General features: G+C 65.9%; 19 protein-coding genes. 8 read left to right on the top strand and 11 right to left on the bottom strand.

Annotation, left to right across the window (positions count from 1 at the left end):
- Positions 1-115 precede the first annotated feature (115 nt).
- Complete coding sequence (locus A6A04_RS01815; RefSeq protein ID WP_156612423.1) at positions 116-1,450, top strand: cytochrome-c peroxidase; 1,335 nt, start codon at positions 116-118, stop codon at positions 1,448-1,450.
- A gap of 13 nt (positions 1,451-1,463) precedes the next feature.
- Positions 1,464-2,138, top strand: a complete 675-nt coding sequence (locus A6A04_RS01820; RefSeq protein ID WP_068489546.1) for a Crp/Fnr family transcriptional regulator — start codon at positions 1,464-1,466, stop codon at positions 2,136-2,138.
- Here the strand turns inward: A6A04_RS01820 and A6A04_RS01825 are convergent.
- The gene (locus A6A04_RS01825) at positions 2,120-2,932 is read right to left on the bottom strand and encodes an ABC transporter permease (protein WP_068489547.1); all 813 of its coding nucleotides are present in this window, start codon (positions 2,930-2,932) and stop codon (positions 2,120-2,122) included. The two genes, A6A04_RS01820 and A6A04_RS01825, sit on opposite strands and share 19 nt — an antisense overlap.
- A gap of 15 nt (positions 2,933-2,947) precedes the next feature.
- On the opposite strand from A6A04_RS01825, the gene A6A04_RS01830 reads away from it, so the two are divergent.
- Positions 2,948-3,505 carry a regulatory protein RecX gene (locus tag A6A04_RS01830; RefSeq protein ID WP_068489548.1) on the top strand — a complete coding sequence of 186 codons (558 nt, stop codon included), beginning with the start codon at positions 2,948-2,950 and terminating at the stop codon, positions 3,503-3,505.
- On the opposite strand, the gene A6A04_RS01835 is transcribed toward A6A04_RS01830, so the two are convergent.
- Positions 3,491-4,825, bottom strand: a complete 1,335-nt coding sequence (locus A6A04_RS01835; protein ID WP_068489549.1) for a mechanosensitive ion channel family protein — start codon at positions 4,823-4,825, stop codon at positions 3,491-3,493. The two genes, A6A04_RS01830 and A6A04_RS01835, sit on opposite strands and share 15 nt — an antisense overlap.
- Positions 4,826-4,895: 70 nt before the next feature.
- On the opposite strand from A6A04_RS01835, the gene arsC reads away from it, so the two are divergent.
- Positions 4,896-5,243, top strand: coding sequence for an arsenate reductase (glutaredoxin) (arsC, locus tag A6A04_RS01840; protein ID WP_068489550.1), 348 nt, complete (start codon positions 4,896-4,898; stop codon positions 5,241-5,243).
- Between the two features lie 29 nt (positions 5,244-5,272).
- Here the strand turns inward: arsC and A6A04_RS01845 are convergent, their stop codons facing one another.
- Together A6A04_RS01845 and A6A04_RS01850 are read right to left on the bottom strand one after the other, a co-directional pair.
- Positions 5,273-6,352, bottom strand: a complete 1,080-nt coding sequence (locus A6A04_RS01845) for a hypothetical protein (RefSeq protein ID WP_156612425.1) — start codon at positions 6,350-6,352, stop codon at positions 5,273-5,275.
- A gap of 93 nt (positions 6,353-6,445) precedes the next feature.
- The gene (locus tag A6A04_RS01850) at positions 6,446-7,474 is read right to left on the bottom strand and encodes a TAXI family TRAP transporter solute-binding subunit (RefSeq protein WP_245651055.1); all 1,029 of its coding nucleotides are present in this window, start codon (positions 7,472-7,474) and stop codon (positions 6,446-6,448) included.
- A 204-nt stretch (positions 7,475-7,678) separates the two neighbouring features.
- Between A6A04_RS01850 and A6A04_RS01855 the strand changes: the two genes are divergently transcribed.
- A complete protein-coding gene (locus A6A04_RS01855) occupies positions 7,679-8,710 on the top strand; it encodes a hypothetical protein (RefSeq protein ID WP_068489552.1) in 1,032 nt (343 codons plus the stop codon).
- A 12-nt stretch (positions 8,711-8,722) separates the two neighbouring features.
- On the opposite strand, the gene A6A04_RS01860 is transcribed toward A6A04_RS01855, so the two are convergent.
- Complete coding sequence (locus tag A6A04_RS01860; protein WP_068489553.1) at positions 8,723-8,959, bottom strand: hypothetical protein; 237 nt, start codon at positions 8,957-8,959, stop codon at positions 8,723-8,725.
- Between the two features lie 118 nt (positions 8,960-9,077).
- On the opposite strand from A6A04_RS01860, the gene A6A04_RS01865 reads away from it, so the two are divergent.
- Positions 9,078-9,908, top strand: coding sequence for a hypothetical protein (locus tag A6A04_RS01865; protein ID WP_068489625.1), 831 nt, complete (start codon positions 9,078-9,080; stop codon positions 9,906-9,908).
- Positions 9,909-10,040: 132 nt separating this feature from the next.
- Positions 10,041-11,009: an NADPH:quinone oxidoreductase family protein gene (locus A6A04_RS01870; protein WP_068489554.1), complete on the top strand. Its 969-nt coding sequence runs from the start codon at positions 10,041-10,043 to the stop codon at positions 11,007-11,009.
- A 38-nt stretch (positions 11,010-11,047) separates the two neighbouring features.
- On the opposite strand, the gene A6A04_RS01875 is transcribed toward A6A04_RS01870, so the two are convergent.
- From A6A04_RS01875 to A6A04_RS01885, 3 genes are all read right to left on the bottom strand, one after another.
- A complete protein-coding gene (locus A6A04_RS01875; protein WP_068489555.1) occupies positions 11,048-12,097 on the bottom strand; it encodes an HpcH/HpaI aldolase/citrate lyase family protein in 1,050 nt (349 codons plus the stop codon).
- 84 nt (positions 12,098-12,181) lie between these two features.
- Positions 12,182-12,553 carry a MarR family transcriptional regulator gene (locus A6A04_RS01880; protein WP_068489626.1) on the bottom strand — a complete coding sequence of 124 codons (372 nt, stop codon included), beginning with the start codon at positions 12,551-12,553 and terminating at the stop codon, positions 12,182-12,184.
- Between the two features lie 95 nt (positions 12,554-12,648).
- Positions 12,649-14,037, bottom strand: a complete 1,389-nt coding sequence (locus A6A04_RS01885) for a leucyl aminopeptidase family protein (RefSeq protein WP_068489556.1) — start codon at positions 14,035-14,037, stop codon at positions 12,649-12,651.
- A 71-nt stretch (positions 14,038-14,108) separates the two neighbouring features.
- Between A6A04_RS01885 and A6A04_RS01890 the strand changes: the two genes are divergently transcribed.
- The gene (locus tag A6A04_RS01890) at positions 14,109-14,741 is read left to right on the top strand and encodes a glutathione S-transferase family protein (protein WP_068489557.1); all 633 of its coding nucleotides are present in this window, start codon (positions 14,109-14,111) and stop codon (positions 14,739-14,741) included.
- An 11-nt stretch (positions 14,742-14,752) separates the two neighbouring features.
- Here the strand turns inward: A6A04_RS01890 and A6A04_RS01895 are convergent, their stop codons facing one another.
- From A6A04_RS01895 to A6A04_RS01905, 3 genes are read right to left on the bottom strand one after another with little or no spacing between them, the layout of a single operon-like run.
- Positions 14,753-14,983: a DUF2283 domain-containing protein gene (locus A6A04_RS01895; RefSeq protein WP_172822718.1), complete on the bottom strand. Its 231-nt coding sequence runs from the start codon at positions 14,981-14,983 to the stop codon at positions 14,753-14,755.
- Positions 14,980-15,249: a hypothetical protein gene (locus A6A04_RS22625; protein WP_068489559.1), complete on the bottom strand. Its 270-nt coding sequence runs from the start codon at positions 15,247-15,249 to the stop codon at positions 14,980-14,982. Before A6A04_RS22625 ends, A6A04_RS01895 begins: the two co-directional genes overlap by 4 nt.
- 43 nt (positions 15,250-15,292) lie before the next feature.
- The gene (locus A6A04_RS01905; RefSeq protein ID WP_068489560.1) at positions 15,293-15,799 is read right to left on the bottom strand and encodes a hypothetical protein; all 507 of its coding nucleotides are present in this window, start codon (positions 15,797-15,799) and stop codon (positions 15,293-15,295) included.
- Positions 15,800-15,888 lie beyond the last annotated feature (89 nt).

Raw genomic sequence — 15,888 nt, forward strand, 5'->3', positions numbered from 1 at the left:
GGATGGAGGGAACCCTAACGCTCCAGCCCGGCCCGATCTGTATCCTCGGCTACAGAAGCGCGGGACCGTCGGGGCTAGCCTGTGGATCTCACGGAAGACCATGGGGGAGGCCATCATGAATGCCGATCTATCCACGGTGCTGGGCTATGGCGGCGCGGTGGTCCTGTTCGCCACCACGGCCCTGGTGCTGCTGGTGCGTGCCGATCTGGCCCCGGCGGCGGGGCTGGGGGCTGTCCTGGACGGGGGCGGCAAATGGTTCCTGGGGGCGGCGCTGGGAGCGGGGGTGATCGCCTTCAGCCTGAAGCTGGTCATTATCCTGACCCTTTCCAGCTTTCCGGAACAGACCATCGCGCCGCTGGTGCCACCCCCCGCAACGGCCATGGTGTCGGCCGAGTCCCCCGATGCCTTCGCCCCATCCGCCGACGCCGCCCCCGGCCATGTCTGGAAGGCCTTGCCCCCGGTGGCGCCGTCCCCGCCGGACAATCCCGCCACGCCGGCCAAGGTGTCGCTGGGCCAGCGGCTGTTCCACGATCCCATCCTGTCCATCGATCGCACCGTGTCCTGCGCCAGTTGCCACGACCTTGGCCTCGGCGCGGGCACCGACCGGCGGGCCACCGCCATCGGAGTCACCCATGTGCCGGGTCGGCGCAACGCTCCCACCGTCTGGAACGCGGCATTCCAGGCCCGGCTGTTCTGGGACGGCCGGGCCGGATCGCTGGAGGAACAGGCCATGGGGCCGCCGCTCAATCCCGACGAGATGGGCATGCCCTCGGCCCAGGCCATCGAGGAGCGGATCGGGGCGGACGCGTCCTACCGCGAAGCCTTCGCCCAGGCCTTCGGCGACGACCGGCCGGTCAGCATGCGCCGGGTGGTCCAGGCCCTCGCCGCCTTCGAGCGCAGCCTGATCACCGCCGACAGCCCCTATGACCGCTTCGTCTCGGGTGACGCCGAAGCCCTGGGCCCGGGCCAACAGCGCGGCATGTGGCTGTTCCAGGCGGTGGGCTGCGTCATGTGCCATTCCGGCGCCAATTTCAGCGGCGCCAGCCTGATCGGTCCCCGCAACCCCTATGCGCCGCTGCTGGCCAGCCGTTCGCCCCTGGCCCGCTCCCATGGGCTGGGGGCCGACAAGGGCCGGGCGGGGGAGGCGGCGGCCGATGGCATCTGGCGGATTCCATCCTTGCGCAACGTCGCCCTGACGGCACCGTATTTCCATAACGGCGCGGTCGGCGACCTGAGCGAGGCGGTGCGGGTGATGGCCACCACCCAGTTGGGGGCGGTCATCAGCAATGATCCCGGCCTGCGGCGGGTGCCGCGCTGGTCGGCCGCCGAGGAGCGGTTCCGCGTGGTTGACCGGCTGGTGCTGAGCGAGCAGGATATCGCCGATATCGTCTCTTTCCTGAACGCGCTGACCAGCGACAGCCTTTCCCGGGGGGCGGCCCGCATCCCATGACCACACTCATCCCATGACCACACTTGGCGACATCGCCGCCTTCGCGGGGCTTTCGCCCCAGGGGCGGCAACGGCTGGCGCAGGGGGCCGTCACCCATCGCTTTCCGGCGGGCAAGACCATCGTCGAGAAGGGGCAGGAGGTATCGGGGGCCTATTTCGTCCTGGCGGGGCGGCTGCGGGTCTTCACCCTGCTGCCCGGCGGCAAGGAAGCCACCTTGTATCTGCTGCGGCCGGGCGAGACCTGCGTCCTGGCCATGAACAGCCTGTTCAACGACCTGCTTTATCCCGCCTGGGTCGAGACCGAGGCGGACTCCGCCGTGGCCATCGTGCCCGGTCGGCTGTATCGCGGCCTGTTTGAGGACGAGGCGGTGATCCGCGACCTGACGGTGCGGACCCTGTCGACCCTGGTGTTCCGGTTGATGGCGGAACTGGATCAGGTCCACGCCTGCACCGTGGAGCAGCGGCTGGCCAATTTCCTGCTGGTACGGGCCTCGGGCACCCGGGAGGTTCGCCAGACCCAGCAAGATATCGCCGATCATATCGGCACCACCCGCGAGGTGGTGGCGCGGCTGACCAGCCGTTTGGCCCAGCGCGGCCTGATCCGGACCGGGCGGGGACGGATTTCGCTGCTGCGGCCGTCTGCCCTGGCCAATCTGGCGCGGGACGAGGATCAGCCCTTGAGCTTGTAGCCCGTCGACAGCATGCGCCAGGTGATGGCCAGCAGCACCAGATCGGCGGCGGCGACCACCGCGATGCCCACGGCGGTGGAGCCGTCCGACACCCCGATGAATCCGGCCCGGAAGCCGTCGATCATGTAGAAGAAGGGGTTGAGCACGGCGAAGAGATGGAGGCCCTCGGGCAGCCGCTCGATGGAGTAGAAGGTGCCCGACAGGAAGGACAGCGGCGTCACGATGAAATTGGTGACGGCGGCCATGTGGTCGAACTTGTCGGCCCAGATGCCGCCCATCATGCCCAGCAGCGACAGCATCAGCGACCCCATGACGGCGTGATAGAGGATCAGGCCGGGATTGTGCACCGGCATGGGCACGAACATCGCCATGACCAGACCCACCGCCACCCCTACCGCCAATCCGCGCGCCACGCCGCCCATGGCCACCGCCAGGGTCTGTTCGGTGCCGGTGAGCGGCGGCATCAGCATGTCGACGATATTGCCCTGGACCTTGGCGATGATCAGCGAGGACGAGGTATTGGCGAAGGCGTTCTGGACCATGGCCATCATGATCAGGCCGGGGCCGAGGAACTGGACATAGGGCACGCCCTTGACCTGGGCCGCCACCGGCCCCAGCGCCAGGGCGAAGACCGCCAGGAACAGCAAGGTGGTCACCACCGGGGCGATGATGGTCTGGAAATAGACCTTGAGGAAGCGTCGCACCTCCTTCATGAACAAGGTCCTGGCGCCCAGCCAGTTGACCGCGCCATAGGAACGGGGCTGCAAGACCCGGGGATCGGCATTGTCCGTCATGCTAAGCTCGCCTTCATGAACACCAGGACCGAACGGCGCCCGCCGCCCAGGATCACCGCATCCTATCTCGAGAATGCCTCGCTGCATTATCTCGAACGCTACGCCTCGTCCAGGGCCAATCTGCGCCGGGTGCTCATGCGCAAGGTCGAGCGCTCGCTGGCCCATCACGGCGGCGAGGCCGCCGAGGCCCAGGCGCAGGTGGAGGTCGTGCTGGAGAAGCTGGCCCGGCTGGGCTATCTCGACGATGCCGCCTATGCCGAGACCAAGACCCGCTCGCTGCACCGGCGCGGCGGCTCGCTGCGGCTGATCCGGGCCGCCCTGTCGGCCAAGGGGGTCGAGGCCGAAGCCGCCGAGGCGGCGCTGGCCGGCTTGCGCGAGTCCGCCGCCGATCCCGATCTGGTGGCCGCCCTGGCCCTGGCGCGCCGCCGTCGCCTGGGGCCGTATCGCGCTCCGGACAAGCGGGCGGAATTCCGGATGAAGGATCTGGCCGCCCTGGGCCGGGCGGGGTTCTCTTTCGAGATCTGCCGCGCCGTGGTGGAGGCCGACGACCCCGAGTCCCTATTGGGCAGTTGAGGCGCCGCCGATCAGGCTGACCCGCAGCGAGGCGACCGGAAGGTCGATATCCTCGGCGTCGAACCGCCGCTTGATGCGTCGGTTGAACTCGCGAATCAGGGCGGCCCGGTCGCCGGGGGTGGTCTTGATGCGGGCGCGGATCATGGCGCCGGTGGCATCCAGCTTTTCCATCCCCAGCACCTCGATGGGCTCGGCGATATAGCTGCCCCATTTGGTGTCGGCCTGAAGCTCGCCTCCCAGTTCCTCCATGATGGCGACGACCCGGTCGGTGTCCTCGCCCAGGTCCACCGTCACATCCAGCAGGGCGTAGTTGAAGCCCTTGGTGGCGTTGACCACCGTGGTCACGGCGCTGAACGGTACCGTATGCAGGCTGCCATTGGCGTCTCGCAGGCGGATGGCGCGGATGGAGATGGCTTCCACCGTGCCCACATGCTCGCCCAGCTTGACCGAATCGCCGACCGCGATAGTGTCCTCGAACAGGATGAAGACACCGGTGATGATGTCCTGGACCAGCTTCTGCGAGCCGAAGCCGATGGCGATGCCCAGCACACCGGCACCGGCCAGTAGCGGCGCGATGTTGACCCCCAGTTCCGACAGCAGGATCAGCACCACCATCACCACCAGCAGCACGAACACCGCGTTGCGGGCCAGCGGCAGCAAGGTGCGGGCGCGGCCCGAGCGCTGTCGCAAATTGCCCTCGGAATCGGTGGCGGTCAGGTAGCGTTCGATGGAGGTGTTGAGCAGGTGCCAGAAGACCAGGGCGCCCACCAGCACCACGGCGATATGCACCAGGGTCGAGGCCACCTGCCGCCCCACCTGGGAATCCAGCAGGCTGGCGGGGTCGAAGCCCCAGAGCTGTGCCAGGGCCAGCCCGGCGATAACGGCGATCAGCACCCGGAGAATCCGGTGCAGCAGCGACAGATAGCGGTTGGCGCGGCTTTCGGCCAGTCCCGCCGCCAGCAGCCGGTTGACCAGTCGCCGTTCCACATGGGTTAGTCCCACCGCCAGGACGAAGATGGCCAAGGTGGCCAGTCCGACCCGCAGGTCACCTGCCTTGTCCGACAGCCGTTCCAGCAGGCCGGGCTGGGCGGGGCGGCTGGCGGTCTCTGCGGCCGCCAAGAGCTTCAACTGGCCGATCAGGGCGTCGCGCGCCTTGGCGTCTTCCAGGGTGGCGGCCAGCCGGGCGGCATCCGCGGCCGAGGGCGGCGCGGGGGCGGCCGCCAGGGCCGGGGCGGCCAGCAGCACGACCAAGATCAGGCTGGCCAAGTTCAGACTGGCAAGCAGCCGCTTCAGCGGGCTATAGGTGGAAGTCAGGCTCATGGCGCGTCCCCGTCGGCGGATCGTGGCGCACACCATGGCCGCCGGAATGGCTTAAATCAAGGGATACGGCATGTCGGACCAGGTCACCATCTACCACAACCCCCGCTGCGGCAAGTCGCGCGACACCTTGAAGCTGATCGAGGGCAAGGGCATCGCTCCCAGGATCGTGGACTACCTGAAGGAGCCGCCCAGCGTGGCCGAGCTGACCCGCATCCTGGCCCTGCTGGGCAAGCGGCCGGTGGAGATCACCCGGCGCAAGGAAGCGCTGGACGCTGGCTTCGATCCGGCCCTGTTTGAGGACGGCGCCCTGATCGCGGCGCTGGTCGCCCATCCCATTGCCATCGAGCGGCCCATCGTGGTCAAGGGCGACAAGGCCGCCCTGGGCCGTCCGCCGGAAAACGTGCTGGGGATCTTGTAGGGGGGCGCGACAGCTGTTTCTCCTCCTTCTTATTGGGAGCTTGCCGCGACGATATAGCCGCTATACGCCCGGCTGACCTCGGGGACCATGGTGACGGTCCGTATGGCGAGTCCGCATTGCGCCAAGACGGCCCGGAAGGGATGCAGACGGTAGACTCCTCGGCGAAGGCTTCTGGTTCCATCCAGATTCACCACATCGTCGGCGATGGCCACGTTTGCGGATCGTTGTCGGGCAAAGTCAAAGACGGATACCAACTCAGCCGGGGACAGAAGCTGGCATGCCGCCGACAGGCAGATCACGTCGATGATCTGGGGAAGCCGGTCGTTCAGCCGGCCTTCCGCCATCTGCGCGACATTGCCCGCCATGATCATCAGGCCAGGAGTCCGCTTACGCGCCAGGGCGACGACTGATTTGGTCGGCTCGATGCCGAACAGGGCGCATCCTTCGCCGCGGCGCGACATTTCCTTGCCGACGGCTTGGATGACGGCCCCGTCATAGCAGCCAATTTCCAGGCAGATGCCATCGGGGGGCATCAGATCGGCGATCAAACGGGCAAATTCCAGACGCCGCGGCGAGTCCACGTCGCTATAGTCGATGCAGGGGGGCGCGTCGGGGTCAAATAACGGCGGACCGGGATCATCATCTTCCTGGGCGTTCTCTCCGGTCTCCAGTAAATCCCTCAAAGGGGTGAGGGGGGGCATGAAGGGGTTTCTCAGGCAGTGAAGAAGTTGCAGAGCATCGTCGGCTTCGGCCATGCGGCCCTGTTCGAAGGCGGACCGGGCGCGGGACAGGGCTTCGGCCTGGATGGTATCGATCTCGGCCAGGTTAAGCTTGAAGATCCATGATGATCGCGTCGCCTGGTCGCCCAGGGATGCCATTGCCTCGCGGACCAGCCCGGTACGTTCATCCCCATTCGCCGAGGCTTTCGCCAGGAAATGAAGGCTGGCCCAATGGTTGCCGAGAGCACGGCAGTTCTGGGCGAGATCTTCGGCGCATTGGGGATGGCGGCCGAGGAAAGCCTCGGATGCGCTCAATTGGTCCGGGGTTCCCAGAATGGAATGTATAAAGCCCAAAACATCCGGTGACGGGGCGGGATCAACCGAGTTCATCCGCCGAGATCCTTCCCGGTCAAGGGTGAACGAATAACTCCTTTTCGGCGAGCTTACGCCATGGCGCGACCATCGTGAAGACCCAAGATCGACCTACTTGATCACTCCGGTGTCGAAGTAATAGGCCGAGGCGCCGCCATGCAACTGGATGCCCAGGCGGTCCAACTCGCTGGCCGACAGATGCACCAGCTTGCCGCGGGGATGGCTTTCGGTCAGCAGCTTCTGGGTACTGGGGTGCCACAGGGCGCGGGTCACGCCATAGATCAGGTCATTGGCCTGGGCGGCGCCGGTGACCAGGGCGACGCCCACATCCAGGGTCTTCACCTCGGCGGCGATGCCCTTGTAGGTCTCGGCGGGAATGGTCGATGCCGTGAAGAACGGATTCTGGGTCCGCAGCTTGTCGATCTCCGGGCCGGCGATGGGCACCAGGACCAGATCGGTGCGCTGGGCCAGTTCGTTCAGGATGGGGACGGGATAGCCGTCCACCACCAGCATGGCATCCAATTGGCCCGAGGCCAGGGCGTCTGCCGCCGGTCCCGGCTTTTGCTGCACCAGTTTGACCTGGGCCTCGGTCAGTCCGAAGGCGCCCAGCAGCAGGCGGCCATGCACCATCTCGGCGGAGTCCTTGTCGCCGAAGCTGACCCGCTTGCCCTTGAGATCGCGCACCGAGGCGATCTTGGCATCCTTGCGGGCCACCAGATGCAGGCTTTCCGGATACAGCATGGCAATGGCGCGCAGGGTCTGGACCGCGCCCTTGCCCTTGTAGATGCCGGTGCCGTGATAGGCCCAATAGGCGATGTCGGCCTGCACCAGGGCGGCATCCAGGCGCTTGGCGGCCACCGCCTCGATATTGGCGATGGAGCCGTTGGTGGACTTGGCCACCGCCACCATGCCAGGCACGCCGCAGGCGCCGCCCTTGTCGCAATCGCGGGATCCCGGCGGATTGCTGATGGCGTTGGCGATCAGCCCGCCAAAGGCGAACCGGGTTTCCCCGATGGGGCCGGTGCCGATCTGGAAGAAGCGGAGGTCCTGGGCCATGGCATGGCCCAGACCGGCCAGCACGGCCAGCACGGCCGCGAGACAGAGCGCCATGCGGCGCGGGCGAAGGATGTTGGTCCTCACGCGGAATCCCCCCTGGATCCATTTGTTTGGCCGTCCCGCCTGGGCGGTGGGCGACCATGACAATAGCCCATTCATATCAACAAATCCTCATGTATGTGACCCATCCCAACGTATTCGGGTGGCTTCGGACACATCTTCTTCGTTGCGATCGGCGTCAAAGCAGGCAGAATATGGGCTGGACTGGTTTGGGGGAATTCCGTCCGAATGGATGATGATGGCCTGAAGCCCATAAACGACAGCGACATGGACTCCATGTTCGTGCTGCCGCTGTCGATTATCCCGTTGCAGACTCCGGCGCTCCAGGCGGCGAAGCTGATCAAGAACGTGCGCCTGCGCAGCGCGGTGGAGATTTTCGCCGACGCCCAGACCGGTTCGGGACAGGTGGAGGTGGAAGCGCTGCCCGCCATGTTCGGCTGGCCGGTGGACCAGGTCCATCCCGATCTCGGCATCCTGCGCCGCCTAGCGCTGCTGCCCAGCTACGACGTCTATTCGCTGCGCATCAGCTTGCGCGAGCACGGCATTCCGGTCAACGACTACGCCGCCTTGAAGCTGTCGCCGGATAAGGCGGCCGAGCTGACCCGCTACATGATCATGTTCACCCGGCCGCTGATGAAGATGATCTATTCCGGCGAGGATGTGCAGGTCGACAGCTATGACGACCTCATGAAGCTGTTCCGCGATCCCGACATCAAGAAGGCGCGCCAGCGCCTGGAAACCATGGCGGAAAGCCTGAACATCGATATTTTCGACGTTCCGCGTTTCCTGGAAGACTATGGCGACACTTTCATGTCGCTTTCGTATTTCCGCCATTGCCTGGACCGGCTGGAGCCCTATTTCACCGCCTGCGTCCAGTCCATGACCCCGATCCGCAGCCATTTCCAGCTGAAGCAGAACATCAATCTGATGAAGACCTGCGACCTGATCGAGGAGAGCATCAACTCCATCAGTTCGTCCATTTCCGGTCGGCTGGAAGTGTTCGACAAGCGCACCCGCGAAATGTGGGAAAACATCTCCCAGGATGAGTTCCGCTCGGTCAAGAGCATGATCGAGCGCTATCACGTCACCATCGGCGCCGCCCTGTGCGGCCTGACGGTGAAGATGAGCGCCTTCGCCCGCATGTTCCCCCGCCCCAATTCCGGCGGTCCCATCAAGCGGGCCGATTTCATGATGACCGAGATGATCCAGGGCATCGACCTGATCCGCGACGTGGAAAAGAAGTTCCAGTCCCAGAGCTGAGACGCGGATCGTTCAGATCAGCAGGTCGAGATAGGTGCCGCGCGGGGCGAAGCGGTCCAGGCTTTCGATTGGGGTATTGGCGGCCAGCATGCGTCGGCCGCGCGGGCCGTTGGGGGAGGTTCCCTCGATGCCGGGGCCGATGGCGACGGTGCTGCGCGCGGTGCGGTCGTTGCGGCTGAAGGTTTCGCGGACGTTGGAGACCCCCCCCGATGGGGGAGCCAATCCGATGCCGCGCGAAGTATCCACCATGACAGGCCGACTCCATCTCCAAATATCGGGCTCAATTTAACACCCATGATCCTTTCCAGGAAGTGAATGTCGGCGCAATCTCCTTGCCCGCGACATGATCTTGTGGCTGAATGACCCGATGGCTACACCATACGCCGCGCCGGGCGCTCCCCCAGCGGCCAGACCCTTTGATCTGGCCGCCCATTTCATGGAATGCGGGTCGCTCAACACCAATCTCAGCATCGCTCCGGGCGAGCGGCTGGTCATCACCGACGACCTGCTGAACGGCAATGTGGTCGACTTCGCCGCCATGTCCATGGCGGCCATCGTCGCCCGCGACGGCCAGGTGGCCCGCGCCGCCATCATTCCGCTGTCGGTGGCGGCCAGCAAGGTCAAGGCCGCCGATCGCCGCAAATACGAGCGCCTGTTCGAGCTGATCGAGGAAACCGCCTTCGACTCGGCGGCGCGCGAATCGGCCGAGGCGCTGATCGCCGCCAATTTCCGCGACTCCCAGATTCGCGAACTGGCGGCCGAGCTGGGGGGCACCATCGGCCCGGCCCGCACCCGCTATCGCGCCTTCCTCGAAGTGATCAAGCTGCTGGTGGACAAGAAGATCTCCCAGGGTGGCTTCCTGGAGGAATTCCTTGAATTCACCCGTGCCGTGGCGGGCAAGCTGGATTTCGGCATCTATTCCCTGTGCGTCGACCGCCTGTTCGTCTCCGAGCACATTCCCATGATGGTCAAGGTGTCGCTGCTGGGCGAAATCCTCAAATACCCGCCGCTGGTGCGCAAGGAGCTGATGACCAATCTGCTGTCGTCGCCCAAGGCGCCGCGCGACCTGATCAATCATGCCAGGGGGGCCATGGCCTCGGAGATGAGCCGGGCGCAACTGACCGAGATCGTGCTGTTCACCATGCTGAAGCAGTCCTGGCAGTGGCAGAAGAAAGCCCCCGGCCACCCGACGATATGACATAGCCCGAGCCCATTTTACCTTCGTCATGGCCGGACTTGATCCGGCCATCCATGGACCCTCGGGTCGAGCCCGAGGGTGACGAAAGGGAAGAGAGCGAGCCCATTCACGCACCAACCCCGAGACCATCCCATGAAAGCCGTCGTCTGTCCCGCCTTCGGTCAGCCCCTCGAGGTGACCGAATTCCCCGCCCCCGTCCTGATCCCCGAGGGCGTCCGCGTCAAGGTCCATGCCGCCGGGGTCAATTTCGCCGATTCGCTGATCACTGGGGGCAAGTACCAGGAAAAGATGGAGCCGCCCTTCGTTCCGGGCATGGAACTATCGGGGGTGGTGACCGAGGTGGCGGCGGGGGTGACCACCTGCAAGCCCGGCGACCGGGTGATGGTGACGGTGACCGGCGGCGCCTTCGCCGAGGAAGCGGTGGCCCATTGGACCGATGTGCATGTGCTGCCCGACCAGCTTGATTTCGTCACCGCCGCCGGATTCCCGGTGGCCTATGGCACCTCGCATCTGGGGCTGGTGAAAGCCGGGCTGAAACCGGGCGAGACATTGGTGGTGCACGGCGCTGCCGGGGGCGTCGGCCTGACCGCCGTCGAGCTGGGCAAGGCGCTGGGCGCCACCGTCATCGGCACGGCGGGCGGACCCGACAAGGTGGCGGTGGCCCTGGAGCATGGCGCCGATTTCGGCATCGACTACAAATCGGAAGATATCCGCGAGCGGGTCAAGGAGTTGACCGGCGGCCGGGGCGCCGACGTGATCTATGATCCGGTGGGCGGCTCGGTCTTCGACGCCTCGCTTCGGTCCATCGCGCCCGATGGCCGCATCCTGATCATCGGTTTCGCCAGCGGAACGGTGCCGCAGATTCCGGCCAATATCCTGCTGGTCAAGAACGTCACCGTGATCGGCTATTACTGGGGCGCCTATCGCAAGCTGGCGCCGGACCTGGTGAGGTCCTCCATGGCCGAGGCGCTGGACTGGTGGGCGGCGGGCAAGCTGAAGCCCCATGTCTCCAAGGTGCTGCCGCTGGATCAGGCGGTGACGGCCATCGAGATGCTGAAGGGCCGCGCCGCCACCGGCAAGATCGTCCTGACGGTGGCGTAGAGCGGGAGGCGGGCGAGACGCCCGCGCTCCCCCTACTCTTACCAGCCGTAGGCCTTGGCCATCTCCGGGTCCTTGGCGGCTACCGCCTTGGCCAGGTCGACCATGACCTTGGCCTGTTTCCAGGTGGCGTCGTCCTGCATCTTGCCGTCGATCATCACCGCGCCGGTGCCGTCGGGCATGGCGTCCAGGATTTTCTTGGCGAACAGCACCTCGGCCACGTCGGGGCTGAATACCTTCTTGGCGATCTCGATCTGCTTGGGATGCAGGCTCCAGCCGCCGACGCAGCCCAGCAGGAAGGCGTTGCGGAACTGGGCCTCGCAGGCGGCATCGTCGGAGAAGTCGCCGAACGGGCCGTAGAAGGCCTTGATCCCCGCCGACTGGCAGGCATCCACCATCTTGGCGACGGTGTAGTGCCACAGGTCCTGCTGGAACAGGGTGCGGGCGGGCTTGCCCTCGGCGGCATCCTCCAGCACGCCGTAGAAGGGATGGCCGCCGCCGACGCGCGTGGTCTTCATGCCGCGCGAGGCGGCCAGATCGGCCGGTCCCAGGCTGATGCCGTGCATGCGCGGGCTGGCCTGGCAGATGGCGGCCACGTTCTCGACGCCCAGGGCGGTTTCCAGGATGGCGTGGATCAGGATGGGACGCTTGACCCCATGCTTGCCTTCCAGCTGGGCCAGCAACTGGTCGAGATAATGGATGTCCCAGGGGCCTTCCACCTTGGGCAGCATGACCACGTCCACCTTGTCGCCCGCCTCGGCGACGATGGTGGTGACATCGTCCAGGAACCAGGGCGAGTTGAGGCAGTTGACGCGGGTCCACAGCCCGGTATTGGGATTGTCCCAGGCCTTGGCCACCTCGATGAAACCGGCGCGCGCCGCTTCCTTGGCGTCGGCGGGGATGGCGTCTTCCAGATTGCCCAGCAGGACATCGACGGTCTTGCCGATCTCGGCGGCCTTGGCCCGCATCTTCTCGTTATGGGGCGGGAAGAAATGGATCATGCGCTCCAGGCGCACCGGCAATTCGCGATAGGGGGCGGGCGCGCCGATGGCGAGCGGCTCGAAGAACTTCCGGGGCGGCTTGGTGGTCATATGCGCAATCCTCTTGCGGCGATTTCGGTCGGGCCGCAATAATGCTGCGTCATACCGCGTCGCACAAGGAGAAACGGCGTCGGGTTACGTCTGGCCGGTTGTGGCGCTTTCCCCGGCCGCGGCGGCGGCGGTGACGATGATGTCGCCGAACTCCCGCAGGAACACCGAGCCCTTGACCGTGCGCTGGATCAGCACCGAGCGGCGGTCCTGGTCGTCGACCTTGCGCTTGACCAGACCGAACTCGGTCAGGCGGTCCAGCGCGCGGGTGATGGCGGGCTTGGAGATGTTCAAGGTGGCGGCCAGGCCCCGCACCGTGTGGGGGGGCGGCGTCAGATAGACGGTGAGCAACAGCGCCATCTGGCGGGCCGACAGGTCGGGGGCATCGCGGCGGACGCTTTCGACGATGGCTCCGCGCCAGAGGTCAAGCGCCTGCACTGCCTTGAGATTGATGCCCATCATCCGCCTGTTCGTTGCGACGACGAAATCTTTTTAGCGGAGGCGGAGGCATCCGGCAATGGCCCATATGGCCGGTTGGCAAAATGTCATTCAGGTCATTTGGCCGGGAACAGCTTGGCGATGGCGGCAAAGACGGCGCGCAGGCCCTGGGCCTCGCCGCCCTCGGGCCGTCCGGGCCGCGACGATCCGTTCCAGGCCAGCACGTCGAGATGAGCCCAGGCGATGTCGGGATCGACGAATTCCTGCAGGAACAGGGCGGCGGTGATGGCCCCGGCATGGGGTGAGTCCGAAGCGTTGACCAGATCGGCCACCTTGCTGTCCAGCATGCGGCGATAGGGCTTGTGCAGCGGCAGCCGCCACAGCGGATCGGATTCCGCGTCTCCGGCGTCCAGCAGGGTGCGGGCCAGTTGCTCGTTGTCGGTGAACAGGGCGGGCAGGTCGGGGCCGAGCGCGCTGCGGGCCGCCCCGGTCAGGGTGGCGAAATCGATCAGCAGTTTTGGCTTGTCGCGGCTGGCCTCGAACAGGGCATCGGCCAGGATCAGGCGGCCTTCGGCGTCGGTATTGCCGATCTCGACGGTCAGGCCCTTGCGGGTGGCCAGCACGTCCAGCGGCCGCATGGCGTCGCCCGAGACGGAATTCTCCACCGCCGGAATCAGCACCCGCAGCCGCACCGGCAGCCGGGCGGCCATGATCATCGAGGCCAGCCCCAGGACATGGGCGGCGCCGCCCATATCCTTCTTCATCAGCTTCATGTTGGAGGACGGCTTGAGGTCGAGGCCGCCGGTGTCGAAGCACACGCCCTTGCCCACCAGGGTCAGCCTGGGGTTGGCTTCGTCGCCCCAGGTCAGGTCGGCCAGCCGGGGGCGGCGGTGCGAGGCGGCGGCGCGGCCCACCGCGTGGATGGCGGGATAGTTCTCGGCCAGCAGCCCATCGCCGACCACCACCCGGCATTGGGCGCCGAAGCGGGCGGCCAGCCTCTCGGCGGCATGGGTCAGCTCGGCCGGTCCCATGTCCGAGGCCGGGGTATTGACCAGATCGCGCACCAGGGCGATGGCGTCATGGGCGGCCTCGACGCGGGCGCGGTCGCAGGATTCGGGCCAGACCAGCCGGGGCGGCGGCTTGGCGGCCTTGCTCTTGTAGCGTTCATAGGCATATGTGGCGAGCGCCCAGCCCAGGGCGGCACGCTCGGCCAGGGGTGGGGGCGGTTCCGGGCTCAGGCGATAGGCGCCGGCGGGCAGCTTGGCGGGCAGCGCGGCATAAGCCCACAGGTCGGCATCCTCGGCCAGACCGAACAGCACCCGGTCGAGCCCGCCATCCTCGCCGGGCACCAGGCAGACGCTGCCCGGTTCGGCGCAAAAACCGGTGGCCTTGATCCAGCCGCGCAGCCGGTCGGGCTGGGGGTCAAGCCAGCCCGAAAGCTCGGATTTCCTGAGGGCGGTAATCTCGATGGCCTGGGCGTCGGCTTCGATCAGATGCTCCGGCACGCCAAATCCTCCTGTTCTTCCATCCTTTCCTTAGACAATATTTCGCATTCCACGTCACCGGAGAATCCGTCATGGCCCTTACCCTTGTCATCGGTACCAAGCGCTGGTCCACCTGGTCGCTGCGTCCCTGGCTGGCGCTGAAGGTCGCCAGGATTCCCTTCGCCGAGGTGGAAATCGCCCTGCGCCAGCCCGAGACCAAGGCGCAAATCCTGGAATGGTCGCCCTCTGGCAAGGTGCCGCTGCTGGACGACGACGGCTTCAAGGTCTGGGATTCCCTGGCCATCTGCGAATATCTGGCGGACCGCTTCCCCGAGGCCGGATTGTGGCCCGAGGACGCCCAGGCCCGCGCCGTCGCACGCTGCGTCTCGGCCGAGATGCATTCCGGCTTCATGCCGCTGCGCCGCGATTGCTCCATGGATGTGCTGGCCGACCTGCCCCTGGCCGAAATCAATGACGAGGTCAAAGCCGATATCGCCCGCATTGACGCCATCTGGACCGATTGCCGGGCGCACTTCGGGGGTCGAGGTGAAGGCGGGGGGGGGCCGTTTCTGTTCGGCCGCTTCTCCATCGCCGACGCCATGTTCGCCCCGGTGGCCAGCCGGGTGCGCACCTACCATCTGCCGGTGGGGGCGGTGTCGGCCGCCTATGTGGATGCCATCCTGGGCATGGCGGAAGTCAGGGAGTGGATCGCAGGGGCGAAATAGGGAAAGGCCGCTTAAGCCGCGCGCCGCCCGCCTTGCTGAAGCAGTCGCAGCGCCTCGGCGATGACATCGGGGTGGCGGCTGGCGAACTGGATGTCGTAGCCCATGGGTTCGCCATCCTCGCCCATGTCGATGGCGAAGTCGCGTTCGTCATGGGTGATGGTGTGGGCGACGCGACCTTCCCGCAGCGTGACGTACATGCTGTCGGTGGATGGGTCGTAAATCACCGGTGATGTGCTCGTCATGGCGAGAAATCCCGATCCAGCATGGCGTTGTGCACCGTTTGGCCATCGTCCAGGGTGACGACCCGCAGCCATTGGTTCAGGTCGTCGATCCAACCCCAGTGCCGTATCCGGCCGCTGGGTTCCCGCTCCTTGCGAAACGGCGCGTTGAGAGTCGAGACTACCATGATCGGATCGATCATGCGACGGTCCGGGCGGGCCATGACAGAAAGCGCGAAGTAGCGGGTGCGCCAGAACGGGGGCGGGGGCAGGCGATCCGGCAGATTCATCAGAACCCCCGTCGGGCACGAGGCGTGGCGGTGATGGGGCCGCTCACGAGCCCGGCGGAGCGCAGGAGCAGCGATATAACTGCTCCAGTTCCGGTTTGGCGACTTCGGCGGTGACCTGTTCGATGAAGGTGTTGCCGCCTCGGGATGAACTCTTGTCCGCGCTGAGCAAGGTGCCGATAAAGCCAAGAGCCGCCGAGGCGGCGACCCGACGCGCATTGGGTGCGGCCGAGATATAGACCGTCTTGCCCGGTTCCGCCTTGAAGTTCATGACCGATGTTCCGGGGGTGGAGGGATTATCGAGGGCAAGGCGGTACTCGCCAGGGCGGATATCGCGCACCATGACCTCGCCGGGCGAGATGAAGCAGACGATGCCGCCATTCAGCGAGACGGAATTCTCCTCGCCGAAGCCAAGATTGATCCCGGTGCGGTACAGAACCAGGCGGGACAGGTCGCCCCGGACTTCGGCCCTGGGCATCTGGAATTTTTCGCTGGAGCTGGCGCAGGCGCCGAGCATCACCACGACCCCCAGGCAAATCAGGCGATGAAGCATCCCAGTGACCCTCAAATCGGCAATTTTTAATAGATACGATCTAAATGCAATCGTATTTTGGCTGCTGATATTGCCGTGAGGAAAGCGAG

The organism is Paramagnetospirillum marisnigri (genome assembly GCF_001650715.1).
Lineage (GTDB): Bacteria > Pseudomonadota > Alphaproteobacteria > Rhodospirillales > Magnetospirillaceae > Phaeospirillum > Phaeospirillum marisnigri.